Below are 22,828 nucleotides of genomic sequence, written 5' to 3' on the forward strand. Positions count from 1 at the left end.
GGACGACTCAGACGTCGGGGATGAGTCGCTTGCCGAGCGACACGGTGCGGTCGTCGGAGTACCCGAGGGACTCGTAGAAGCCGAGCACCCGCTCGTTGCCGGCACGGATCTGCAGGTTCACCTTCGGGCAGCCGAGGTCGGTGAGCAGCCGCTCGAACTCGGCCATCAGCGTCCGGCCGAGACCGGAGCCCTGCAGGTCCGGCTGCACGGCGAGGTAGTTGACCCAGCCGCGGTGCCCGTCGAAACCGGCCATCCCCGCGGCGACGACCCCGGCGGCCTCCGTCTCCGCCACCAGGAAGAGCTCGGGCTGGACCGTGGCCTTGCGCGCGATGTCGCGGCGCGGGTCGTTCCACGGGCGGACGAGACCGCACGATTCCCAGAGGGCGACGACCGCGTCGGTGTCGTCGGCGCGGAACGGGCGGATCCGGTACTCCATCCCCCCACGTTACGGGGTGTGGAGAACGTCGTCACCGGGCCGTCGTCGTGATCTGATAGACCTGTCCGACCGACCACTCGATCAGGAGCCCCGTGACCGCACACGACACCATCCCGTCGCGCCGCAGCGCGCGGGACGACGACGGCGGCAGACGGTCCGGGCGCCGCTCCCCCCGGCGACGGCAGACGGTCGGTGGCGCGATCGTCTCGCTCATCGCCGAACTGCTCATCATCGCGGGTGCCGGCACCGGACTGTACGTGGTGTGGACCGCGTGGTGGACGGACGTCGTGGCGGTCAACGAGCAGTCGAAGCTCGTCGAGGGGCTCGACCAGTTGAAGACCCCGGACGGGGCCGGCACCGAGCACCGCGGCACCGCACCCGTGCTCGCCGAGCCGCCGGACGTCACCGACGTGTTCGGCACGATGCAGATCCCGCGCTTCGGCAAGGACTACAACCGGCCGATCGGCGAGGGCACGGACCGTGAGAAGGTGCTCAACACCATCGGGCTCGGGCACTACCAGGACACCGCGATGCCCGGGGCTCCCGGCAACTTCGCCGTCGCCGGACACCGCGTGACCTACGGCAAGCCGCTCAACCAGATCGCGGAGCTCAAGACGGGCGACTCGGTCGTCGTGCGGGTCACCGACGCGAAGACGAAGTTTGACGTCTGGTACGTCTACAAGGTCACCGACAGCCAGATCGTGACGCCGGACCACATCGAGACGATCGCGCCGGTGCCGAACAAGCCGGGTGTCGACCCCTCGGCGTCAGACCGGTGGCTGACCCTGACCGCGTGCCACCCGATGTGGTCGGCGGCGGAACGGTTCGTCACGCACGCGAAGCTCGACTACTGGATGCCCGCGTCCGAGGGCACCCCGAAGGAACTCTCGGAGACGGCCAAGTGATCTTCCCCCTGGTCTGGCGGCTGCTGCCCGGCCCCACGTTCCTGAAGGTGCTCGAGCTGCTCGTGCTGCTCGCCGCGATCGTGTTCGTGCTGTTCCAGTGGGTGTTCCCGTGGATCGCGGCGGACATCCTGCCGCCGCCGGACGGCACCGTGGAGTCCACTCCGACCCCGTAGCGGTCAGCCACGGCCGGCGGCCGGCGGCGGGCGGCGGGCGGCGGGCGGGGCGACCGACGGCGTCAGACGGTCGTCGTGACGTGCGAGCCGCCGGCCGCCGTCCGGCGCACGGCGATCCGCTCCGGGATCCGCTGCTTGAGTTCCTCGACGTGGCTGACGATGCCGACCTGCCGCCCACCGGCGGTCAGTCGCGACAGCTGCCCGATGACGTCGTCGAGGGTCTCCGGGTCGAGCGTGCCGAACCCCTCGTCGACGAAGAGCGTGCCGAGCGAGACGCCACCGGCCTCGGCCTGCACGACGTCGGCCAGTCCGAGCGCCAGGCACAGCGACACCGTGAACGTCTCGCCGCCGGACAGGCTGCGGGGATCCCGCACGGTGTCGGTGGTGTGGTCGTGCACGGCGAGTGCCAGGCCGGTCCGGCGTGCCCGTGACCCCGACTCGCGCTCGTCCGAGGTCTCGAGCGTGAACCGCCCCGTGAGCATCCCCCGGAGTCGGTCGTTGGCCGCGGCGACGACGTCCTCGAACCGGCGCATGAGCACGTAGGTGCCCAGGGTGATCCCGGTCGGGTTGGCCGCGGTGACCCCGTTCGCGATGTCGGCGAGCCGGACCACGGCGCGGCTGCGTGCCGACGTCTCGTCACGGGCTCGGGTCGCCCGGGTGACCTCGGTCGCGCACCGGTCGACCGCGTCGGCACGGTCGGCGGCGGAGACGGCAGCCCCGGTGGCGTGGTCGAGCTCGGCGGCGGTGCGCGCACGGGCCACGCGGGCCGCGTCGAGGTCGAGGCGTTCCGCGGAGTCGTCCGCCGCGGCGACCACGGCGGGCTCGGCCAGGCCGGCCGTGACGACGGCCCGCTCGGCCTCGGCCGCGCTGATCAGCACCCGCAGCCGGTCGGTGCTGCCGGGGTCGAGCCGTCCGGCCCGCGCTGCGGCGACGTCGGCGAAGTCCTGGTCGTCGAGGACCCGGTCGACCTCGGCACGGCGGTCGTCGCGGGCACGGGTCGCGGCGGCCACCCGTTCGTCGGCCTGCACGACCGCGCGGTACGCCTCGAGTTGCTCGTCGAGGAGCTCGACGGCTGTCCGGAGCGTCGCGGGACGCTCGTCGAGCAGCGCTCCGAGCCGCTCGAGCGCCGCGGCTACGGTGCCGAGGTCGGTGTCGAGCCGCTCGGCGTCGGCCAGCGCGGTCGAGGTCAGGACGGTCCGCCGTGCGTCGAGGTCGTTCCGCTCGCGCTGGAGCCGACCGGTCGTCGTGTCGTGCTCCGCCCGCTGCCGCTCGTGCTGCAGGACGAGCGCGGCAGCGTCGTGCGCAGCCCGGACCCGTTCGTCGGCGGCCGCGGTCAGGGCGTCGAGCGTGGGCGCGTCGACCGTGCCGACGACGTCGACGAGCCGCTGGTGTTCGGCACGTTCGACCGCCAGGTCCGACGCGGCGTCGGCGAGGTGCTGGTCCGCGCGACGGGTGGCGTCGCCGGCGGCGTCGACAGCCGCGGTCGTGGGGTGGTCGTCCTGCGGCGTCGCCACCGACGGGTGCGCCGTCGACCCGCAGACCGGGCACGGGTCGCCGGCCGTGAGCGCCGCCCCGAGTTCTCCGGCGAGCCCGGCGATCCGGCGTTCACGGAGTGCCCGCTCGGCCGTGAGGGCGTCGGTCGCCGACCGGCGCGCGGCAGCGACGGACTGCTCGGCCGTGGCGACCCGCTGCGCCGCCTGGTCGCGCGCCACGAGGTCGGCTCGGAGGGACCGGATCCGGGTGACCTCGTGCGCGGCGGCGTCCGAGTCGGCTGCCGTGCGGGCCGCGGTGCGTGCGGCCTCGACGATGCGGGCCCGTTCGGTGGGACGGGCGTCGAGTTCGACATCGCGTTCGAGCAGCTGCTCGGCGATCTGCTCGGCGTCGGCGGTGGCCTCGGCGATGGCGGACCGACGGGCAGCGGCGCCGTCCTCGACCGCGACGAGGTGCCGGACGGCCGACAGGTCGTCGGCCAGGGCGTCGCGTCGCAGCACGACGACGTCGGCGTCGGCGGTGACCCCGTGGCGGTCACGCAGCGACCGGGCGGCCGCGGTGCTCTCGTCGGCGCGCAGGACCGCGGCGTCGAGTCCGTCGGCCACGGCAGCAACCCGTGCGGCGCGTTCGCCGAGGGCGAGGGCCGACCGGGCGGCGTCGACGGCGGGGGCGTCGTCGTCGAGCGTGGCCCGTCGCACGAGCAGCCCCGCGCGTCGATCGAGGGCGGTCGCACGCGCCGTGACCGCCTGCTCGTGCTCGGCCGCGGTCGTCGCCGCCGCGGCTGCTGCAGCACGGACGGCGGCAGCGGCATCGGCGGCAGCACGGACCGACGTCACCGTCGACGGCACGGCGGTCTCGTCGGCGTCGTCGAGACCGGCGGCCTGGGCGAAGCGGTTCAGGGCGTCGCGCACGCGGTCGTCGGCGCCGTCGACCTCGGCCTGCACGGCACGGCGCCGCGCGGCGAGTTCGTCGGCCGTGCGGTCGTAGACCTGCGTGCCGAACAGGGACTGCAGGAGCTTGCGGCGCTCTTCGCCCGGGGACCGCAGGAACCGTGCGAACTCGCCCTGCGGCAGCACGACGGTCTGCAGGAACTGCGCACGGTCGAGCCCGACGATGCGACCGATCTCGACGCCGACCTCGGGGATGCGTGACGACATCGGTTCACCGGCGACCTCGGACGGGTTCGCCAGACGGAACAGTTGCACGGACGCCTGCTGCTTGACGGTGCCGGTCCCCCGCTGCTTCGGGCGGTCGTACTGCGGGGTGCGGCGGACCCGGTAGGTCCCTGCACTGGTCTCGAAGACGAGTTCGACGAACGGCTCCACCGCGGGGTCGGCGTGCTGGCTGTGCAGGCGGTCGGAGCTGGCGTCGGAGCCGGCGAGCCCGCCGTACAGGGCGAACACGACGGCGTCGATGATGGTCGACTTGCCGGAGCCCGTCGGCCCCTCGAGCAGGAACACCCCGGAGGCCGCGAGCGCTGCGAAGTCGATGGACACCAGGTCGGGGTACGGCCCGATGGCGCGGAGTTCGAGTCGGTGCAGGTACATCAGCGGTCCCCCTCGCGCTGCAGCGCCAGCACCGCGGCCTCGTACGCCTCGGTCAGGACGGCGTGTTCGTCGTCGTCGGGGGCGGCACCGGTGGCGAAGGCCACGAAGTCGGCTGCGACCTCGACCGGGTCGGACGTCGCCGTGACCGCACGGGCCACCGAGGCCGAGCCGCGGTGGGCGGGTTCGTGTGTGATCGCCAGGGCGTGCGGGAAGTGGTCCTTCACCCGGGCGTACATGCGCTCGGGGTGCACCGTGTCGGTCACGGCCACCCGCACCCACGCGTCGGCATCGGCCCCGAAGGCACCGGACTCGATGTCGTCGATGCGCCCGCGGACGTCGACCAGGCGGCGCGGTACGGGAGCTGGCACGAGTTCGACCGTGACGGCACCGGCCGCGTCGAGTTCGACCAGGGTCACCGACTTCTGCTGGTGCCGCTCGCCGAACGAGAACGCCAGCGGTGAGCCGGCGTACCGGATCCGTCCGCCGTCGCCGACCCGCTGCGGGCCGTGCAGGTGCCCGAGGGCGACGTAGTCGAAGCCGTCGAAGACCGATTCGGCCACCCGGTCGACACCGCCGACACGGATGTCCTGCTCGCTGTCGCTCGGGTCCGCGCCGCCGACGAAGGCATGCGCGACGACGACGCTGCGGGTCCCGCCGCGGAGCGCGAGGTCGGCCCGGATCCGCTCGGTGGCGGCGTGCACGACGGCGTGGTGCGACCGTGCGAGGGGTTCGTCCGGCACGTCGGCCAGTGCGTAGCGGGTGAGGTCGGGGTGCAGGTACGGGATGCCGTAGACCGCCACCGGCCCGTCGGCGTCGTCGACGAGCACCGGGTCGGCGATCCGGGCGGGTTCGGCGAGGATGCGCACGCGGCGGTCCATCACGCCGGCGCCGAAGCCCAGGCGTGCGGCGGAGTCGTGGTTGCCGGGCGTGAGCACCACGGTCGCCGTGTCGGCCAGGCGTTCGAGCACCCGGGACAGCATGCGGACCGCGTCGATCGGTGGGATCGCCCGGTCGTACACGTCACCGGCGATCACGACGAGGTCGACGGAGCGGTCCCGCACGAGGTCGACGAGCCAGTCGGTGAACGCCGCCTGGTGCTCGAGGAGGTCGGCACCGAGCAGCGTGCGGCCGAGGTGCCAGTCGCCGGTGTGCAGGATGCGCATGCGGACACGGTAACGCCGGCCGGGGACATCGCCGGACGGCCGCGCGCCGCCTGTGGAGAACTCAGGGCACGCAGCTCGCCGACGCCAGACCGAGGACCGAGACGACCCGCACCTTCACGGTCGTTGTGCTCGTCGCGGTCCAGTTGTTGCCGAGGTTCGTGCGGAGGTTCAGCGTGTAGGTCGTCCCGAGGTCGAGCAGGCCCGCCCCGCCGTAGACGAGCGAACGCTGTCCGGCCGTCGTGGCGGTCGCGAGCTGGGTCGTCCCGTTCATCAGGTCGAACGAGTTCGGCACGGTCGGGTCCGTGTAGGTCCAGGCGATCGTCACGGTGCTCGACGACGCGGCCGTGCAGGTCAGCGTGGGGACACCGGTGGCCGTGCCCGCCGTGAAGTTCGACACCGGGTTCACGGTCGTCCGCGACCACGGCACGGCCACCGCCTGCGCCGGCACGAGCACCCCGACGCTCCCCGCGATGACGAGGACCGCCGCCGCGCCGCCGAAGCGGCGCCGCCGCTGCACGCGACGCTCGTGCACCCGGAGCGAGCGACGGGTGACGACGGTCGACGTGGCGGACGGGAGGCGCGTGGCGGCGTCGTCGCGCGCCTCCCGGCCGGCATCGGTACCGTCCGACGGCCCGTCACCCGACCCGTGGGCGGTGTCGCCCCCGTCCGAGCCGTCGGCGTCGTCGTCGAGCGCCGTGAGGCGGCGGAGCGACCCGTCGACCGTGCAGAGCGCGAGCAGCGCCGTCAGGCCGAGTGCGAGCACGACGACCTTGACCCACTCCCCCTGCCGGAGCCACAGGACCGGCGCCCCGACGAACGGGATGCGCAGGAAGGCGACCCCGTGCACCGCCGAGCGATCGAGCGGCGTGGAGTCCTGCTGCGGGTTCGCGTCACCCTTGGTGACCAGGGTGCCGCCGGGGCCGTCCTCGACGTACCGGTGCATGCGGAGGTGACCGGGCTGGTCCGGGTCGTCGGCGAGCAGGATCTTGCCCGTCCGGACCTCGCCGGACGCGACCGGGCGCGAGACGACGACGTCGCCCGGCGTGAGCCGCGGCTCCATCGACCCGGTCATCACCGTGGTGGGTTGCCAGCCGATCAGCGCGGGGGCGGCCGCCCACAGCGCGAGGCCGAGGAGGGTCGCGACCACACCGCGTGCGACGGTGCCGACCACGACGCGCCCCCAGTCGACGGCGTCACGGAGCACGGCGTGCGGTGTGGGACCACCGTGCACTGCGATGCTGCTCATGACTGCCTTCGACCGGGGGCGCGTTCTCGGGGGTGGTGACCGGGGCTGGCTCGGGCTCAGCCCCGGTCACCGGGTGGGGAGGGCTCCCGGCTCAGCTGTTCTGGGCCTCCCAGGTGAGGCCGAGGGACGCGGTGCCGCCCTGCACCGTGTTCGGCGCGGTGCTCGAGACCGTGTAGGTGAAGCGGTAGACGCGCGACTCGGACGCAGAGCCGGTCGGGGCCCAGGTGCCGAGTCCGGTGGCGAAGTTCGTCGAGCCGGTGCCGAAGGCGGCGAGGGTGCCGTTGTAGAGCGTTCCGCTGGTCGCGGCCGGGGTGAAGCCGGTGCAGGAGCCGAAGCCACCGCCGGTGCCCTGCTCGACCTGCAGGTTGATGTTGCCCGACAGGTTGTTCGTGGTGGCCGGGTTCGTGCCGTACAGCTTCACGGTCGAGGCCAGCGAGCCGGTCGACGTGACCGTGATGCAGTTGGCGCCGGTCGAGCCGGGCTTGAGGCCCGTCGCGGTGAAGAGCGCGGTGTTGTTGTCGTCGTCGGTGAGGGCGACGCTGCCGGCGGTCCAGTTGCTGGTCGGGTTGACGGTGGTGGCCGAGAACGCCGAGTAGGACGCGGTCGAGACGACGACACCCGAGGCGACGAGGGCGGCGGGGATGGCGATCCAGGCCGCGAGACGGGCGGCGCGAGGGGTGACACGAGACATTGCGAGAGCTCCTGATCCGGAAACGGTGGCGCCGTGGTCGCGGTGGTTGGTCGCGTCGGTGCCGGTGGTGTTTGCTACGACGATCAAGTTACTTTTCCGCCGAGCAACTCACAAGAGAAGGCACCACCCCCGTGCTGGGGGTATCTTGACGAGTGAGATACTTGTTGACTGAGTATTCCCACCCCCTGCCGAGAAGAGCTGCCGATGACGGACACCACCCAGCCCGTCCTGCCCGACACCCTGCCGCCCGCGCCCGTGTCGCCGACCGTCTCCGTGCCGGAGAGCATGGACTCGGACACTGACCTCGCGAAGCTCCTCACCGCCTTCCGCCTGCTCCAGACGCAGCACGCCCGCGTCCTGCACCACGAGAGCGTCGTGCGTGGACTGAACGCCACCGACACCCGCTTCGTGTTCTTCCTGTCCGCGGCCGACGGCGAAGGGATCACGCCGAAGCAGGCCGGCGAGTACCTCGAGCTCACCACGGGCGCCATGACGTCGCTCGTCGACCGGCTCGAGCAGCGCGGACACCTCGAGCGCCGCCCGAACCCGCAGGACCGTCGCAGCGTGCTGCTGCACCTCACCGCCTCGGGCGCCGAGGTCGCCCGGCAGATCGGCGCCGTCTACTCGGACGCCTTCCGCGAGGTCGTCGCCCCCGCCGACCGGGTCCGGCTCGCCGCCGCGTTCGCCGGGCTCGGCGATGCCCTGGACCGCCACTCGCGCGCGGAGACCGCAGCCCGCTCAGCGTGACGATCCGCGTGCCCTCGTGTGTCGGGGCGCGCGCGTAGCGTGGTGTGCATGACACCGTCCGAAGTCCTGATCGAAGCGTTCTCCCGCGTCCCCGAGACCGTCGAGCGTGCCGTCGACGGCCTGTCCGAGGACCAACTCGCAGCGCGTCCGGCCGCCGGGGCGAACACCCTGGCATGGCTCGCGTGGCACACCGCCCGCGGACAGGACGTCCAGATCGCCGACCTCGCCGGCACCGCGCAGGTGTGGACCGCCGACGGCTGGTACGAGCGGTTCGGACTGCCGTTCCCCGCCGAGGCCCTCGGCTACGGCATGTCCCGCGACGACGTCGGTCGCGTGCGGGCGTCGGCCGAGCTGCTCACCGGGTACCTGCGTGCCGTCCACGACCGCACCGTCGCGTACCTCGGCACGCTCGGCCCCGACGACCTCGACCCCGTGGTCGACGACGCGTGGGACCCGCCCGTCACCGCCGGCGCCCGGCTCGTGAGCATCCTCGACGACTGCACGCAGCACGCCGGCCAGGCCGGTTTCGTGCGCGGGTTGCTGTTCTTCAACCGCTGACGCGGTCGCGCGGGGGCGCGGGCGCTTCGTGAGCAGAAATGGTCGGGTCCGACTTCGGGACCCGACCATTGCTGCTCACCATGTGACGGACGGGAGGCCCGTGGCGAGCTCGCCACGGGCCTCCCGTCGTGCGTGTGGTCGCGGCTACCGCGCGGCGAGCTCCGACACGATGCCGTCACCGGGGGCGGCCTGCACGAGGTCCGCCGCGATCTCGGCGCGCTCGAGGATGCCCTCGATCTTGCGGATGCGACCACGCGGGACGAGGGTCACGACGGTGCCCTCCTTGCCGGCACGACCCGTGCGACCCGAGCGGTGCATGTACGCCTTGTAGTCGTCCGGGGCGTCCGCCTGCACGACGAGCGACACGTCGTCGACGTGGATGCCGCGGGCGGCGACGTCGGTGGCGACGAGCACGTTCACCCGGCCACTCGTCAGGAGCTGCAGGTTCCGGGTCCGGCGCGACTGGTTCAGGTCGCCGTGGAGCGACGTGGCACGGATGCCGGCGTCCTCGAACTGGTCGGCGAGGCGCTCGGCGTAGGCACGGGTCCGGGCGAAGACGATCGTCTTGCCGTCACCGGCGACGAGCTCCTCGAGGACACGGTCCTTCTCGCGCTGCTCGACCACGAGGACACGGTGGTCGATGGTCGAGGACGCCTGGTCCTCGCCCGCGACCTCGTGCACGCTCGGCTCGTGCAGGAACTGCTCGACGAGCGCCGCGACCTGGGTGTCGAGCGTCGCGCTGAACAGCAGCTTCTGCGCGCGGTTGCCCTGCGGCGTGACCTCGGCGGTGGCGGAGAGGATCTCCTGCACCGGCTCGAGGAACCCGAGGTCGCACATGTGGTCGGCCTCGTCGAGCACGGAGATGACGACCTCGCTGAGGTCGAGCTTCCCCTTGTTCATGAGGTCCTGCACACGACCGGGGGTGCCGACGATGATGTCGACGCCACGCTCGAGCGCGCCCTCCTGACGGCCGTACGGCACGCCGCCGTAGATCTGCGTCGTGAAGAGGCCCACCGAGCGGGCGATCGGCTGCACCGTGCGGTCGATCTGCAGGGCCAGCTCGCGGGTCGGCGCGAGGATGAGTGCACGCGGGGCGCGGCCCATCTTGCGCTTCGTGCCGCCGCCGTGCTCCATCAGCTTCTCGACGAGCGGGGCGCCGAACGCGATGGTCTTGCCGGAGCCCGTGCGGCCACGGCCGAGGACGTCCTTGCCGGCGATCACGTCGGGGATCGTCGCGGCCTGGATCGGGAACGGGCTGCTCGCGCCGAGCTCCTGCAGGGCGCGGGAGATGTTGCCGCCGATGCCGAGGTCGCCGAAGGTCACGCCCTCGACGTCGGACGCCACGGTGGACTCGGCCTGGAGCTTCGCGAGCTTGACGTCGTCGGCGGGGACGAACTTGCCGCGCTCGGGCTCGTCGAAGGAGCGGCGGGGAGCGTTGCGGTCGTCGCGGTCGAAGCTGCGACGGGGACGGTCGTCATTGTCACGACGGGGCGCACGGTCATCGCGGTCGAAGCTGCGACGAGGACGGTCGTCGTTGTCACGACGCGGGGCACGGTCGTCGCGGTCGAAGCTGCGCGGGGCGCGGTCATCGCGGTCGAACGAACGACGAGGACGATCGTCGTTGTCACGACCGGGCGCACGGTCGTCGCGGTCGAAGCTACGACGAGGACGGTCGTCGTTGTCACGACGCGGGGCACGGTCGTCGCGGTTGAAGCTGCGCGGGGCGCGGTCATCGCGGTCGAAGCTGCGCGGGGCGCGGTCATCGCGGTCGAAGCTGCGCGGGGCGCGGTCATCGCGGTCGAAGCTGCGACGCGGGCGGTCGTCGTTGTCACGACGGGGCGCACGGTCGTCGCGGTTGAAGCTGCGCGGGGCGCGGTCATCGCGGTCGAAGCTGCGACGCGGGCGGTCGTCGTTGTCACGACGGGGCGCACGGTCGTCGCGGTTGAAGCTACGGGGGGCGCGGTCGTCGCGGTCGAACGAACGACGGGGACGATCGTCGTTGTCACGACGGGGCGCACGGTCGTCGCGGTCGAAGCGACGGGGAGCGCGGTCGTCACGGTTGAAGCCGCGTCCACCACGGTCGTCGCGCTCCGGGCGGCGCTGGCCGCCGCTGTCGCGGGGCTCCCAGTTCGGGCGCGCGGGGCGCTCGCCCTGCGCCGAGCGGCCGCGACGCTCCTCGGCGTCCCAGCGCTGCTTCTGGCGCGGCGCGGTCGGTTCGGCGGCGCGGAACCCGCGGTGCTTGCTGCTGCGTGCGGCGGGGGTGCCGTTCGGGTGGCGGGGACGATCGGAGGCGCGGTTGTCCGCGCCCTTGTTGTACGGAGCCATGACTGCTTTCTCGGGTGCGCAACGAACCGCAGCGCCCGACAGCGACATCGGCGGGGGCTGCTTGCGGAGAGGGGGTTCATCCCGTCGCGATTCGACGTGATTCCAGCCCTCGAGCAACACACACCCAACAAAAAGCCCGTGATCACGATGTCACGGCGTCGAAGGCCGACCGAGCGAGTCTACGCGACCCCGCGCTCTGATGCCAGCCCCGTCGTCGACGGCCGGCCGCGAGCCGGACCCGGCCCGTGCCTCCCGGCCGGCCCGTCGGTCAGGACCCGGCGAGCCGCTGTCGTTGCTCGGCCACGTCGAAGTCCGCCTTCGGCCACGAGAGCTGCATGTCCTCGAGGGCCCGGAGCAGGAGCTGCTGCACCGCCAGGCGGGCGTACCACTTGCGGTTCGCCGGCACGACGTACCAGGGCGCCTGCGGGGTCGAGGTCCGGTCGAACACGATCTGGTAGGCGTCCTGGTACCGGTCCCACAGCAGGCGCTCGTCGATGTCGGCCGGGTTGAACTTCCAGTGCTTGTCGGGGCGGTCGAGTCGCTCGCCGAGGCGTTCGCGCTGCTCGTCCTTCGAGATGTGCAGCATCACCTTGACGATGGTGGTGCCCTCGGCGGTGAGGCGGTCCTCGAACTCGGTGATCGCGCCGTAGCGTCGTTCGATCTCGTCCGGCGCCGCGAACGCCCGGATGCGCTGGATGAGGACGTCCTCGTAGTGCGAGCGGTCGAAGACGCCGAGCTGCCCGGCACTCGGGAGCTGACGCTCGATGCGCCAGAGGAAGTCGTGCTCGCGCTCCTCGGCCGTCGGGGCCTTGAAGCCCGCGTAGCGCACGCCGTTCGGGTCGACCGCACCGACGACGTGCGAGACGATGCCGCCCTTGCCGGCGGTGTCCATCGCCTGCAGGACGAGCAGCACACGGCGCTGGTCGCCGGCGGTCGACGCCGCGTACAGGCGCTCCTGCAGGGCGGCGAGGCGGGACGCCCCCGCGGCGAGCGCTTCGAGCCCGTCGATCTTGCGGCCGGGGAAGCCCGGCGTCGCATCCGGGTCGACCTGGTCGAGGCGGAAGCCCGGGTCGACGCGGAGCAGCGGTTCGGGATCGGCGTTCCAGGCCTTGCGACGGCTCACGGGTCCTCCTGCGGTCCGGGCGGCGGGTGCGCCCTGCTCTCATCCTGGCACTGTGGCGGTTCCGCCGTCGGGTTGCGCGGTCGGGTCCGCGGTCGGGGTTCCTCCGCTGGGGTGACGTGGCCGGCCTCGGGTGCGGCTACCGTGGAACCGATGAAGTCCGGCCGCCGCACAGTGCTCGCGCTCGTCGCCGCGGTCGTGGCGCTCGGCGCGGTCGCGTCCTGCAGTACGGACCCCGTCGGCGACGAGAACGCGACGGTCACCGCGGACAGCGTCATCTACCCGCTGTCCCTGCAGTACCACGGCATCGACGTGGTCGCGGATGTGCCGTACGGCACGGCTCCGCTGCAGCGGCTCGACGTCTGTCTGCCGGCCGACAGCGCCCCGGAGACGACCGCGACCCCCACGGCGACGCCGTCCGCCACCCCGACGGCCGACCCCGCCGAGGCCGCAGCCAGCACCGGCCGGCCCGCGGTGCTGATGATCCACGGCGGCAGCTGGTCGCACGGCGACAAGGCCACGGCCGCCTACCGCTCGGTGTGCAAGTACCTGGCGTCCGAGGGCTTCGTCACGTTCAACGTCGACTACCGGCTCGCCCCCACCGACCCGTTCCCGGCCGGCCTCGACGACGTCCGACGGGCGCTCGACTACGTGTTCCGCCCCACGACGCTGTCCACGTACGACGTCGACTCCCAGCGGGTCGGGGTGTTCGGCGGGAGCGCGGGCGGCAACCTGGCGGCGATGCTCGCGGTGACCGACCACGAGTCCGACGCCTACGCCGAGGGCGACCGGATCCGTGCGGTCGTCGACCTGAGCGGCCCCACGAACCTGACGGCGCGCTCGACCCGGGCCGACGGGGTGTCCGCGTCCTTCCAGCGGAAGCAGCTGCTGTACCTCGGCTGCCGGACCTACGCGACGTGTCCGGCGGCCACCCGGGCGTCGCCGGAGTACCACGTCACCTCGGACACGGCGCCGTTCTTCATCGGGCACTCGACGGACGAGTTCATCCCGCTGTGGGAGTCGCAGGAGTTCGCGGCGACGCTCCGGTCACACGACGTGCCGGTCACGTTCGTGCAGGTCGAGGGGACGGCGCACTCGATCGCGCAGCTCGACGAGGCGATGAGTCGCCGCGTCGCGACGTTCCTGCGGACCCAGCTGGGCTGACGCGCTGCGGGGGTGGCCCCTGCCGCGTGCCCCGGGTGGGTGGCACCCGGAGTCGGGACTACTACCGACCGGCGCCAGGTCGCAGACTTCCGGGGTGACCGACACCTCGACCCGCCCTGCACGCGCCGCCGCGACCCGCTGGGACCGTTCCGCGCTGCAGACCTCCGCGGAGTTGCTGCTCGGGTTGTCGTTCGCCGCCACCATGGCCTTCGGCGGGTACGCCGCTGCGACCGGGCGACTGGCGGTCTTCGCGCACGGCGCCGGGGTCGTCTTCCTCGTCACGCTGACCTGCGTGCTCGTGTCGTGGTTCCGGGCCGTCGAGCGCGAGGAGCGTGCCGACCGGCCCGCCGTCTCACCCCTCGCCGCGATCGACGCCGAGTACCGCCGCTAGGCAGCCTCGCCCGTCGCCGGTTCGATCGCCGTCCGTCGGTCGGCCCGCCGTTCGCGCGCCCCCTCGACCACGAAGTAGAGCGCCGGCAGCACCACGAGGGTCAGCAGCGTCGACGACACCAGCCCGCCGATCACGACCAGCGCGAGCGGCTGCGAGATGAACCCGGACTTGCCGGTCAGTCCGATCGCCATCGGCAGCAGCGCGAAGATCGTCGCCATCGCCGTCATGAGGATCGGCCGGAGGCGTCGTGTCGCGCCCTCGATCAACGCCTCACGCACCCGCAAGCCGCGCCGCCGGTACTGGTTGACGAGGTCGATGAGGACGATCGCGTTCGTCACGACGATGCCCACGAGCATGAGCAGACCGATCAGCGATGCGACGCCGATCGGGACGCCGGAGACGATCTGCAGCAGGATCGCGCCGGTCGCGGCGAACGGCACTGACGCCAGCAGCAGCAGTGGCTGCAGCAGGCTCCGGAACGTCGCGACCATGATCACGTAGACGATCAGCACGGCCACGACGAGCGCGAGGCCCAGCTGCGAGAACGCCGACGACTGACTGGCGGCGACGCCACCGATCGACGCGGTCGCACCGCGCGGCAGGTCGAGCTCGTCGACGGCGGTCGTGACCGACTGCACGGCCGCACCGAGGTCCGTGGCGTCCGGCGACACGGTGATCGTGGCGGTGCGTGCCGCGTTCGTCGTGGTGACGGTGGTCGGACCGTCGGACTCCTCGACCGTCGCGACGTCGGACAGCGGGACGGCGCCGGTGCTCGTCGGGACGTCGAGGGCGCGGAGCGCGGCGATCGTCGTCGGCGGCTCCGGGTCGGCGATGTAGACGTCGAGCGTCGCGTCGTCGATCTCGATGCTGCCGGTGTCGCGCGGGGAGACCGCGGCGGCGACGAGGCCACCCACCTGGGTCTCGGTGAGCCCGAGGGACGCGGCCTTCGCGCGGTCGACCCGGACGGCGAGGTAGGGCTCCGCTGCGGAGAGGTTGCTCGTGGCGCCAGTGGTGTGGTCGACCGACTGCATCGTCTTCAGCACCTGGCGCGAGGCCGTCTCGAGCTGCGACTGGGTCGGCGCGGACACGTCGACCTCGATGTCGCTGCTGCCCCCGAACCCGCCTCCGGAGGACGCGATGGTGACCTCACCCACACCGTCGATCGCGCCGAGCGAAATCCGGGCGTCCGACTGGATCGTCGTCTGGTCGGCCTCGGCGTCGGTCGTGACCGCGTACTGCACCGACGCCGTGCCACCGCCGCCGAACGCCGCCTGGATCGACTGTCCGCTGGTGCCGATGGTGGTCTGCACGGTCTCGACGCCCTCGACGTCCTGCAGTGCCCGCTCCACCTTGCGTGCGGAGTCGGACTGGACGGCGAGGCTCGATCCCGCCTTCAGGTCCTGGGTCACCGTGAACGTGTTCTGCCCGGAGTCCCCGAGGTAGTTCGTGGTGACGAACGGCAGTGCGGCGCCCGTGCCGCCGAGGACGACGACCGCGAGCAGGATGACGACGACCGGCTTCCGCACGACCCACCGGAGCACCGGCAGGTAGACCCGACGCAGACGGTCAGAAGCGCCGGCGTCGTGCAGGTCCGCGGCCGAAGCGAGCTCGCCCGCCGTCGGCTCGGGCGCCGGATCGGCGTCGGACGGTGCCGCAGCGGCGCCCGGTTTCGCCTTCGGCGGGCGGAGCCACCAGTACGCGAGCACCGGCACGATGGTGAGCGACACGAACAGCGATGCCACGAGCGCCAAGGTGACGGTCACGGCGAACGGCCGGAACAGCTCCCCCACCAGCTCCGCGACGAAGGCGACCGGCAGGAACACCGCGACGGTCGTCAGGGTCGAGGCGGTGACGGCACCGGCGACCTCGCGGACGGCATCCAGCACGGCGCGGTGGCGGTCGACACCTGGGACCATGTGCCGCTTGATGTTCTCGATGACGACGATGGAGTCGTCGACAACACGACCGATCGCGATCGTCAGGGCGGCCAACGTGATGATGTTGAGCGTGTAGCCGGCGGCGCGCATGCCGATCGCGGCCAGGAGCACCGACGTCGGGATCGAGATGGCCGTGACCAGCGTCGAGCGCCACGAGAGCAGGAAGACGAGGATCACGATCACCGCGAAGGCGAGGCCGAGCAGCCCCTCTTCGGCCAGGGAGTCGATCGACTGCTGGATGTAGGGCGCCTGGTCGAAGACGACGGTGAAGCGGGGGTCGCCCTCGATCTTGTCCTCGATGCCCGGCAGGGCGTCGCGCACGGTCTTCGAGACGTCGACCGTGTTGGCCTCCTGCGTCTTGGTGATCGAGATCGTCAGGGCCTGCTCACCGTCCACGCGGCTGATCGAGGTGCGCGGCGACTCCGTGATCGCGACCTTCGCGACGTCGCCGAGCGTGGTGTCCGTCGGGGTGGTCGCAGCGCCGGTGGCCGCGCCGCCGGTGGCCGCGTCGGCACCAGTACCGGTGGCAGTACCGGTGGCGGTACTGGTGGGCGCGCCGGTGCTGGCGCCGTCGGCGGTGCCCGAGTTCGACGAACTCGTCAGCGGCAGCGCACGGATGTCGTCGAGCGAAGCGATCCGCTCGCCCGTCTGCACCGACAGCGTCGAGCCGTCCTGGGTCAGGGTGCCGCCGGGGATCAGGGTGCCGTTGTCGTCGAGTGCGTCCGAGATCGCCGTCTGGCTGAGGCCGCGAGCGGCGAGCTCGTCCTGGTCGGGCGTGATGACGACCCGGCGGCCGGGGTTGCCGAAGACGTCCGCCTGCCGCACGCCGTCGAGCTTCTCCAGGTCGGGGATCGCCGAGGCCTGCAGCCGGTCGACGAGCTGCTCCTGGTTGCCGGACGCCGAGACCGCGACCTGCAGCACCGGCAGGTCGTCGAAGGACCCGGTGACGATCTGCGTCTGCACCGAGTCGGGCAGCGACAGCGCGTTCACCGCGGTCTGGATCTTGTCCTCGGCGCTCGCCAGATTCGATCCGTACTGGAACGACGCCGACACCACGCTCTGTCCGGTGGACGAGGTCGCGCTGGTGGACTCGAGGTCCGGGACGACCTGGATCGCCTGCTCGATCTTCGTCGAGACGTCGTTCGACACGACCTCCGGCGTCGCCCCGGGGTAGGCACTGACGATCGCGACCTGCGGGAACTCGACGCTGGGGATCAGCTCCTGCTTGAGGCTCGTCAGCGCCACGCCCCCGAAGACCGCGACGACGATGGTGACGAGCGCGATGAGGGCCCGGTTGCGGAGGCTGAAGACCGAGAGGAGGTGCACGTCATCGATCCTCGCAGGACGCGTCTGCGAGCGGCCGGGTTCAGGCCCCGATCAGCAGGTAGAGCCCGAGGACACCGACGGCTCCGACGACCCCGGTGCCGAGGGCGATCACGCGGCCGACCGACGACCGGGCGGTGGCCACCCCGACGACGAGCACGAGGACACCGACCGCGATCTCGACCACCCATGTCACCGGGCCGGTCGTGGCCACCACCTGCAGCAGCGCCCGCACCCCCTCGCCGATCAGGATCGCGGCGGTGACCCCGAACGCACCGGCACGCCAGCGGGCGTCACGGGAGCGGACGAACACGGCGACCGCACCGGCGAGCAGCCCGGCGGGGATACCGAGCAGCACCCACAGGTTGGTGACGGACAGGAAGTCCGGGTAGCCGCGCAGGTTCGTCGTGGCCCAGTAGCCGACGTGCATGAGTTCGAGCAGCACGACGCCGAGCAGCATCGCGAGCGGCAGGGCGAACCGGCCGGCACGGGCCCCAGCGCCGATGCACAGCGCGACGGCGACCAGGAACCAGGGGCCGGCCGAGTTGGCGACCGACGACAGCGCGGGCACGGTCTGCCCGAACGAGGTCAGCACACCGGCGAGCAGCGCACCGCTCAGGGCCATCGTGACGCGCACCAGAGCCGGCACCGCGGGGCACGGCTCGGCCGGCGACGCGGACGACGGGGACGCAGCGGCGGCCGGAGCACCGGCGGACAGGGTCGCGTTCATGGCATCAGCATCGCGTCGTCCGCCGCCGCGCACATCACCCCACGGAGCGAGAACGACCCCGGCCCATCACCCCAGAGGATGACCCCGGCGCACCGCGCCCCTCCCCCGCACACGACGGCTCACACCACCGCGGCGAGCGACCCCCGCACCCCGGCGGACTCCCCACCGACCCGAGCCCACGCCCGTTCGAGCACGTCCACCAGACGGCCGCGGTCCGCCGGCGCCATCGTGAACGGCACCCGCAGGAACCGTTCGAACCCGCCGTCCGGTCCGAACACGCCGCCGGACGCCAGCACCACCCCCTCGGACCGCGCGGCCAGCACGAGCGCACTCGACACCGGACGGCCGAGGCCCACCCACGTCGTCAGCCCACCTGCGGGCGACGGCACGTCCCATTCCGGGAGTCGTGCCCTGAGCGCGCCCACGACGTCGTCGCGACCCTGTCGCAGGTACTCGCGCCGCGCCTCCAGGACGGCCGCCGTCCGTGGGACCAACTCCCGCGCGACCAGCTGGTCGAGCACGGGCGTGCCGAGGTCGCCCGTCGGGCGGGCGGCGAGCAGCCGCTGCAGGAGGGCCGGCGCGGCACGGATCCAGCCGATCCGCAGGCCGCCCCAGAACACCTTGTCGGCCGACCCGATCATCACGACCGACGCCCCCGACGGGTCCGCTGCTGCCAGCGGCAGCGACGGCGACCCGTCGATCCGCAGCTCCCCCATCGTCTCGTCGGCGACCACCGTCGTGCCGACCGACGCCGCGACCGACAGCAGGAGCTGGCGGGTCGAGGCCGTCATCGTCGCGCCGGTCGGGTTGTGCAGCTCGGGCATCACGTAGGCGACGGCCGGGGCGGTCCGGCGCAGCGTCGTCTCGAGCGCGGCGGCGTCCCACCCGGTCCGCGCGTCGACGGGCACGCCGACGAGCCGTCCGCCGGCCTCGCGGAACGCCTCGTGCGCGTGCGGGTAGGTGGGGGACTCGACGAGCACGGCGTCCCCGCGGCGGACGAGCACCCGTGCGAGCAGCGCGATGGCGTGCTGCGCGCCGATCGTCACGATCACCTGGGACGGGTCGGTCGGCAGTCCGCGCTCGGTGTACCGGTCGGCGATGGCGGCACGGAGCCCGGGGTCGCCGACGGTGTCGTACCCGATGCCGGCGAGCGCCGCGGGCACGTGTCGCACCGCCCGCTCGACGGCCTCGGCCATCCCCGGTGCCGAGTGCAGCGCGGCCTTGCGCAGGTCGAGGAGCTCGCCGTCGACCACCCCGCCGAGCCGTTCCGGGTCGGGACGACCGATCAGGGACACGGGCAGGTGGACCACGCTGCCGGAGCCACGGACCGACACGACGAACCCGTCGGAGCGCAGCCGGGCGTACGCGTTCGCCACGGTCGTGCGGGAGATGCCGAGCGCGGTCGCGAGTCCGCGCTCCGCCGGCAGTCGCACACCCTGCGCGACCCGGCCGTCGATGACGAGCACACGGATGGCGTCGGACAGAGCCTCGTACGCCGGGGCGTCGGTGCCGTCGCGCCAGTCGGTGAGCAGCAGGGCAGCAGATCGGGCACTCAACAGCACGGGTGTCATGGGTCCACGGTAGCGCGATTGGCTCTCGACCAGCAGTCCAATCCGCATCGACGATGAACCCATGTCCCGCAGCACCGCCCTCACGTTCCGCTTCGTCCAGCTCTTCGTCGGCCTGTTCCTCTACGGCGCCTCCACCGCGCTGCAGGTCCGAGCGGTCGTCGGCGTCTCGTCGTGGACCGTCCTGACGCAGGGCCTCGAGAACGTGGTGCCGTGGTCGTTCGGCGTCATCACCGTCGTGTCGAGCGGCGTGATCCTGCTGTTCTGGATCCCCCTGCGCCAGAAGCCGGGCATCGGCACCCTGCTGAACGCGCTGGCGATCGGGCCGAGCGCCGACCTGGTGCTCTGGCTCGTGCCGGAGCCGTCCGGCCTGCTCGCCCGGATCGCCCTGTTCGCCGCGGGACTGGCGCTGCTCGCCGTCGCGACGGCGTTCTACATCGGCGCGGGGTTCGGCACCGGGGCCCGTGACGGCCTGATGGTCGGGCTGCACGAGCGCCTCGGCTGGCCGCTCTGGCTCGCGCGCACCCTGGTCGAGGTGTCCGTCGTCGTCGTCGGCTGGATCCTCGGCGGGAACGTCGGGGCCGGCACCGTCATCGCCGCCTTCGCGATCGGTCCGATGGTGCAGCCGCTCATGCCATTCTTCCGCCGGTTCCCGTGGAGCCCCGAGCGCCGGGTCGTCCGGGAGGCGCGTCCCACCTCCGTCGCGCACGCTTCGTGAGCAGGAATGGTCGGGTCACAGGGCCCCACCCGACCATTCCTGCTCACCATCCGCCCGGCACCCTTGCGGAGCGTCGACTCGCGATATAACGTGACCTCCACAGACGCGATACATCGCGAGTTGGAGGAAGCAACATGACGCAGGAGAAGTGGCTCGTCGACGAGCCCAAGGTCATCGACACCGGCATCGTCCGCACACTCCGTGTCGGACTCGTCGGTGGTCAGGTGGACGTCGTGGCACACGACGAACCCACCGCACGGGTCGAGGTCCACAGCGTGTCCGGCAAGCAGCTGAAGATCGAGGTCGACGGCGACACGCTCACCGTCGACCACCCGCAGATCCGGTGGGACGACCCCATCGGGTTCCTGAAGTCGTTCCGCGGCAAGGCCCACGCGGACGTCAGCATCCTGGTCCCCCGCGACGCCTCGGTGCACCTCGGTGTCGTGTCGGCCGGTGCGCTGCTGTCCGGCACGAACCGCGGCGCGATGCTCAACACGGTGTCCGGTGACCTCGTCGTCGACGGTGTCGCCGGCGACGTCACGGTCAACGCCGTGTCGGGCGCGACGACCATCCGCGAGCTCGACGGCGCGCTGACGGTGCACACGGTCTCGGGTGACGTCGTGGCCACGGGCGAGATCCCGCGGTTCCAGGCGGACGGTGTCTCGGCCGACGTCGTGCTCGACCTGCACGGCGTGCCGGAATCGGCGCGCGTCAACACGGTCTCCGGTGGCGTGAGCGTCCGGCTCGAGGACGGCGTCGCCTACCAGTGCACCGTCAGCACGGCGTCCGGCAAGCTGCAGTTCGACGACTCCGAGATCCGCGGCGTGCGTGGCTCGTACGTCAAGCAGGGTGGCGAGCTGGCCGGCCAGTGGCTGGACCTGCGCGTGAACTCGGTCTCCGGCGACATCGCGGTGCTGCACGCCCCGCCGGTCGCCGCCGAGCCGACCGCACCCCCGACCACGCCGGCACCCCCGACCACGCCGGTCCCCCCGACGGTCCCGAGCAACGACGGCGAGGTGCCCGCATGAGTACCGTCTTCGCCCACGGCCACCTCCGCCTGTACCTGCTCGTGCTGCTGGCGGACCACCCGATGCACGGCTACGAGCTCATCCAGGCCCTCGGCGACCGGTTCGGCGGCACCTACGTGCCGAGCGCCGGCACCGTGTACCCGCGGCTCGCGAAGCTCGAGGAAGAAGGCCTCGTCTCGAAGACCGCCGACGGCCGCAAGACCGTCTACGCGATCACCGAGGCCGGCCGCACCGAACTGGCGGCCCGTGCCGACGAGATCGCCGCGGTCGAGTCCGGGGTCGCCGACTCGGTGAAGTCCCTGGCCGACGGCGTCCGCGCCTCGGTCGGCGAGGCGATGCGCTCCCTCCGTGCCGACCTCGCCGCCTCGGCGGAGAGCCCCGGCACCGGTTCCCACGAGGACCCCGTCTCGGTGCCGTCGGAGAGCGCCCGCGCCCTGCGCGAGCTCGAGATGGCGCTGTCGTCGTTCCGGCAGCAGGTCCGCGCGGACCTGCGCCGACGCGCGACCCGCGGCACGCTCCGTGCGGACACCGTGACGCGTCTGCGTGACGGTCTGGAGGCCCTGCGCAAGTCGCTCTGACGGCCCGCGGCCGACAGGCGGTCGCGCCCCGTGCCTCCCGGCCGCCCGTCGCACCGCCCCACCCCGCACCGCCCCACCCACGGAACCAGGTTCCGGACACAGCGCCACGCCGATCCGTGGTGTCGTGACCGGAACCTGGTCCGTTCGCGCGCCCCAGCCTGCGGTCGGCGCGCTACAGCCCGGCGTCGGCGAACGCGACCATCGCGTCGCGCAGCGCCCGTGCCGCACCCGCTCCGGCCCAGTCGTAGGCGTGCGCGAACCGCTCGTCGTGCACGTACATCTCGGCGAGTGTCCGGAACCGCTCCGCGGTGAGGTCCGCCGGTGGCGTCGACTCGGCGAGCCACGCGAACTGCCGCCGCGCCAGTGCCTGCGCGGCCGGTGAGTCCGGGCCGTCGCCGGACGCAGCGAGCGCTGCGGCGTCCTGGGCGATCGCGCGCAGCTCGTCCTGGAACGCCTGCTTGCCAGCGGTGTCCTTCGCGTCCCACCAGGCGGTGCCGCGCTGCCAGGCGTCCGCTCCCCAGCGCTCCTCGACCTCGTGCTTGAAGCGGGTCTGGTCGAACCCGTCGAAGGTGTCCGTGGCGTTCATGGGGTCCCCGTTCTCGATCCTGGTGATGGTGGTGCGCACGGCGGCGAGCTGCCGGGCGAGGCGGTCCCGCTCGTGTTCGAGCCAGGCGACGTGCGCGGTGAGGGCGGTGACGTCGTCCTGCTCGCCGTCGAGGACCCGGCGGATGTCGGGCAGCCCGAGGCCGAGGCCGCGCAGCAGCAGGATGCGCTGCAGCCGGACGAGCGCCCGGTCGTCGTAGCGGCGGAGTCCGCCGTCGCCGACGGCGGTGGCCGGCAGCAGCCCGATGGCGTCGTAGTGGCGGAGCGTGCGGCTCGACACCCCGGCGGATCGCGCCACGTCGGCGATGCCGTGGGGTGCTTTCGCAGCTGCGGTGGCGATGTCTGACGGATCCCTCATGCAGCCCAGCGTAGAGGTTGACGCCACG

General features: G+C 72.6%; 20 protein-coding genes. 9 read left to right on the forward strand and 11 right to left on the reverse strand.

Features of this window, described 5'->3' with window-relative positions; all coding sequences use genetic code 11:
• Positions 1-7: 7 nt before the first annotated feature.
• Entirely contained in the window at positions 8-436 is a 429-nt protein-coding gene (locus tag EDF42_RS07990; RefSeq protein WP_123671950.1) for a GNAT family acetyltransferase, read from the reverse strand.
• Between the two features lie 92 nt (positions 437-528).
• On the opposite strand from EDF42_RS07990, the gene EDF42_RS07995 reads away from it, so the two are divergent.
• A complete protein-coding gene (locus EDF42_RS07995; protein ID WP_235035947.1) occupies positions 529-1,341 on the forward strand; it encodes a class E sortase in 813 nt (270 codons plus the stop codon).
• Complete coding sequence (locus EDF42_RS18900) at positions 1,338-1,514, forward strand: hypothetical protein (RefSeq protein WP_159573240.1); 177 nt, start codon at positions 1,338-1,340, stop codon at positions 1,512-1,514. The genes EDF42_RS07995 and EDF42_RS18900 overlap by 4 nt, the downstream gene beginning before the upstream one ends.
• 62 nt (positions 1,515-1,576) lie before the next feature.
• Here the strand turns inward: EDF42_RS18900 and EDF42_RS08000 are convergent, their stop codons facing one another.
• From EDF42_RS08000 to EDF42_RS08015, 4 genes are all read right to left on the reverse strand, one after another.
• The gene (locus tag EDF42_RS08000) at positions 1,577-4,552 is read right to left on the reverse strand and encodes an AAA family ATPase (protein ID WP_123671951.1); all 2,976 of its coding nucleotides are present in this window, start codon (positions 4,550-4,552) and stop codon (positions 1,577-1,579) included.
• Positions 4,552-5,715 (reverse strand): exonuclease SbcCD subunit D, encoded by a 1,164-nt coding sequence (locus EDF42_RS08005; protein ID WP_123671952.1) that lies wholly within the window; start codon positions 5,713-5,715, stop codon positions 4,552-4,554. The genes EDF42_RS08000 and EDF42_RS08005 overlap by 1 nt, the downstream gene beginning before the upstream one ends.
• A gap of 61 nt (positions 5,716-5,776) precedes the next feature.
• Positions 5,777-6,961 (reverse strand): S24/S26 family peptidase, encoded by a 1,185-nt coding sequence (locus EDF42_RS08010; RefSeq protein ID WP_123671953.1) that lies wholly within the window; start codon positions 6,959-6,961, stop codon positions 5,777-5,779.
• A gap of 91 nt (positions 6,962-7,052) precedes the next feature.
• Positions 7,053-7,652: a hypothetical protein gene (locus tag EDF42_RS08015; RefSeq protein ID WP_111085548.1), complete on the reverse strand. Its 600-nt coding sequence runs from the start codon at positions 7,650-7,652 to the stop codon at positions 7,053-7,055.
• Between the two features lie 204 nt (positions 7,653-7,856).
• On the opposite strand from EDF42_RS08015, the gene EDF42_RS08020 reads away from it, so the two are divergent.
• Positions 7,857-8,399 carry a MarR family winged helix-turn-helix transcriptional regulator gene (locus tag EDF42_RS08020; RefSeq protein WP_123340156.1) on the forward strand — a complete coding sequence of 181 codons (543 nt, stop codon included), beginning with the start codon at positions 7,857-7,859 and terminating at the stop codon, positions 8,397-8,399.
• A gap of 48 nt (positions 8,400-8,447) precedes the next feature.
• Positions 8,448-8,957, forward strand: coding sequence for a mycothiol transferase (locus EDF42_RS08025; RefSeq protein WP_123293670.1), 510 nt, complete (start codon positions 8,448-8,450; stop codon positions 8,955-8,957).
• A 144-nt stretch (positions 8,958-9,101) separates the two neighbouring features.
• Here EDF42_RS08025 and EDF42_RS08030 read toward each other — a convergent pair whose 3' ends face one another.
• Both EDF42_RS08030 and EDF42_RS08035 read right to left on the reverse strand, forming a co-directional pair.
• Entirely contained in the window at positions 9,102-11,282 is a 2,181-nt protein-coding gene (locus EDF42_RS08030; protein WP_123671954.1) for a DEAD/DEAH box helicase, read from the reverse strand.
• A gap of 268 nt (positions 11,283-11,550) precedes the next feature.
• Complete coding sequence (locus EDF42_RS08035) at positions 11,551-12,405, reverse strand: polyphosphate kinase 2 family protein (protein ID WP_260235254.1); 855 nt, start codon at positions 12,403-12,405, stop codon at positions 11,551-11,553.
• Between the two features lie 150 nt (positions 12,406-12,555).
• Between EDF42_RS08035 and EDF42_RS08040 the strand changes: the two genes are divergently transcribed.
• Both EDF42_RS08040 and EDF42_RS08045 read left to right on the forward strand, forming a co-directional pair.
• A complete protein-coding gene (locus tag EDF42_RS08040; RefSeq protein WP_123671955.1) occupies positions 12,556-13,566 on the forward strand; it encodes an alpha/beta hydrolase in 1,011 nt (336 codons plus the stop codon).
• Between the two features lie 94 nt (positions 13,567-13,660).
• On the forward strand, positions 13,661-13,957 hold the full coding sequence (locus EDF42_RS08045) for a hypothetical protein (protein ID WP_123671956.1): 297 nt from the start codon (positions 13,661-13,663) through the stop codon (positions 13,955-13,957).
• Here the strand turns inward: EDF42_RS08045 and EDF42_RS08050 are convergent.
• From EDF42_RS08050 to EDF42_RS08060, 3 genes are all read right to left on the reverse strand, one after another.
• Entirely contained in the window at positions 13,954-17,220 is a 3,267-nt protein-coding gene (locus EDF42_RS08050) for an efflux RND transporter permease subunit (protein WP_123671957.1), read from the reverse strand. The genes EDF42_RS08045 and EDF42_RS08050 overlap by 4 nt on opposite strands.
• Before the next feature lie 40 nt (positions 17,221-17,260).
• The gene (locus EDF42_RS08055; protein ID WP_123671958.1) at positions 17,261-17,947 is read right to left on the reverse strand and encodes a DUF6518 family protein; all 687 of its coding nucleotides are present in this window, start codon (positions 17,945-17,947) and stop codon (positions 17,261-17,263) included.
• A 119-nt stretch (positions 17,948-18,066) separates the two neighbouring features.
• On the reverse strand, positions 18,067-19,518 hold the full coding sequence (locus EDF42_RS08060; protein ID WP_123671959.1) for a PLP-dependent aminotransferase family protein: 1,452 nt from the start codon (positions 19,516-19,518) through the stop codon (positions 18,067-18,069).
• Between the two features lie 61 nt (positions 19,519-19,579).
• Here EDF42_RS08060 and EDF42_RS08065 point away from each other — a divergent pair, with 61 nt between their 5' ends.
• The 3 genes from EDF42_RS08065 (at position 19,580) to EDF42_RS08075 (ending at position 21,839) form a co-directional block, all read left to right on the forward strand.
• Complete coding sequence (locus EDF42_RS08065) at positions 19,580-20,233, forward strand: YitT family protein (protein ID WP_123671960.1); 654 nt, start codon at positions 19,580-19,582, stop codon at positions 20,231-20,233.
• Positions 20,234-20,367: 134 nt separating this feature from the next.
• Entirely contained in the window at positions 20,368-21,261 is an 894-nt protein-coding gene (locus EDF42_RS08070) for a DUF4097 family beta strand repeat-containing protein (RefSeq protein WP_123671961.1), read from the forward strand.
• Positions 21,258-21,839: a PadR family transcriptional regulator gene (locus EDF42_RS08075; RefSeq protein ID WP_123671962.1), complete on the forward strand. Its 582-nt coding sequence runs from the start codon at positions 21,258-21,260 to the stop codon at positions 21,837-21,839. The genes EDF42_RS08070 and EDF42_RS08075 overlap by 4 nt, the downstream gene beginning before the upstream one ends.
• A 172-nt stretch (positions 21,840-22,011) precedes the next feature.
• Here the strand turns inward: EDF42_RS08075 and EDF42_RS08080 are convergent, their stop codons facing one another.
• Positions 22,012-22,800, reverse strand: a complete 789-nt coding sequence (locus EDF42_RS08080; RefSeq protein WP_123671963.1) for a MerR family transcriptional regulator — start codon at positions 22,798-22,800, stop codon at positions 22,012-22,014.
• Positions 22,801-22,828: the final 28 nt, after the last annotated feature.

Origin of the sequence: Curtobacterium sp. PhB172, assembly GCF_003752545.1 — a bacterium.
GTDB lineage: Bacteria > Actinomycetota > Actinomycetes > Actinomycetales > Microbacteriaceae > Curtobacterium.

Coding starts and splice junctions, on each gene's coding strand:
- EDF42_RS08000 (WP_123671951.1), bottom strand. CDS start 4,552: ATGTACCTGCACCGACTCGAACTCCGCGCCATCGGGCCGTACCCCGAC.
- EDF42_RS07990 (WP_123671950.1), bottom strand. CDS start 436: ATGGAGTACCGGATCCGCCCGTTCCGCGCCGACGACACCGACGCGGTC.
- EDF42_RS08040 (WP_123671955.1), top strand. CDS start 12,556: ATGAAGTCCGGCCGCCGCACAGTGCTCGCGCTCGTCGCCGCGGTCGTG.
- EDF42_RS08015 (WP_111085548.1), bottom strand. CDS start 7,652: ATGTCTCGTGTCACCCCTCGCGCCGCCCGTCTCGCGGCCTGGATCGCC.
- EDF42_RS08055 (WP_123671958.1), bottom strand. CDS start 17,947: ATGAACGCGACCCTGTCCGCCGGTGCTCCGGCCGCCGCTGCGTCCCCG.
- EDF42_RS08080 (WP_123671963.1), bottom strand. CDS start 22,800: ATGAGGGATCCGTCAGACATCGCCACCGCAGCTGCGAAAGCACCCCAC.
- EDF42_RS08060 (WP_123671959.1), bottom strand. CDS start 19,518: ATGACACCCGTGCTGTTGAGTGCCCGATCTGCTGCCCTGCTGCTCACC.
- EDF42_RS08005 (WP_123671952.1), bottom strand. CDS start 5,715: ATGCGCATCCTGCACACCGGCGACTGGCACCTCGGCCGCACGCTGCTC.
- EDF42_RS08070 (WP_123671961.1), top strand. CDS start 20,368: ATGACGCAGGAGAAGTGGCTCGTCGACGAGCCCAAGGTCATCGACACC.
- EDF42_RS08025 (WP_123293670.1), top strand. CDS start 8,448: ATGACACCGTCCGAAGTCCTGATCGAAGCGTTCTCCCGCGTCCCCGAG.
- EDF42_RS08020 (WP_123340156.1), top strand. CDS start 7,857: ATGACGGACACCACCCAGCCCGTCCTGCCCGACACCCTGCCGCCCGCG.
- EDF42_RS08030 (WP_123671954.1), bottom strand. CDS start 11,282: ATGGCTCCGTACAACAAGGGCGCGGACAACCGCGCCTCCGATCGTCCC.
- EDF42_RS08065 (WP_123671960.1), top strand. CDS start 19,580: ATGTCCCGCAGCACCGCCCTCACGTTCCGCTTCGTCCAGCTCTTCGTC.
- EDF42_RS08010 (WP_123671953.1), bottom strand. CDS start 6,961: ATGAGCAGCATCGCAGTGCACGGTGGTCCCACACCGCACGCCGTGCTC.
- EDF42_RS08075 (WP_123671962.1), top strand. CDS start 21,258: ATGAGTACCGTCTTCGCCCACGGCCACCTCCGCCTGTACCTGCTCGTG.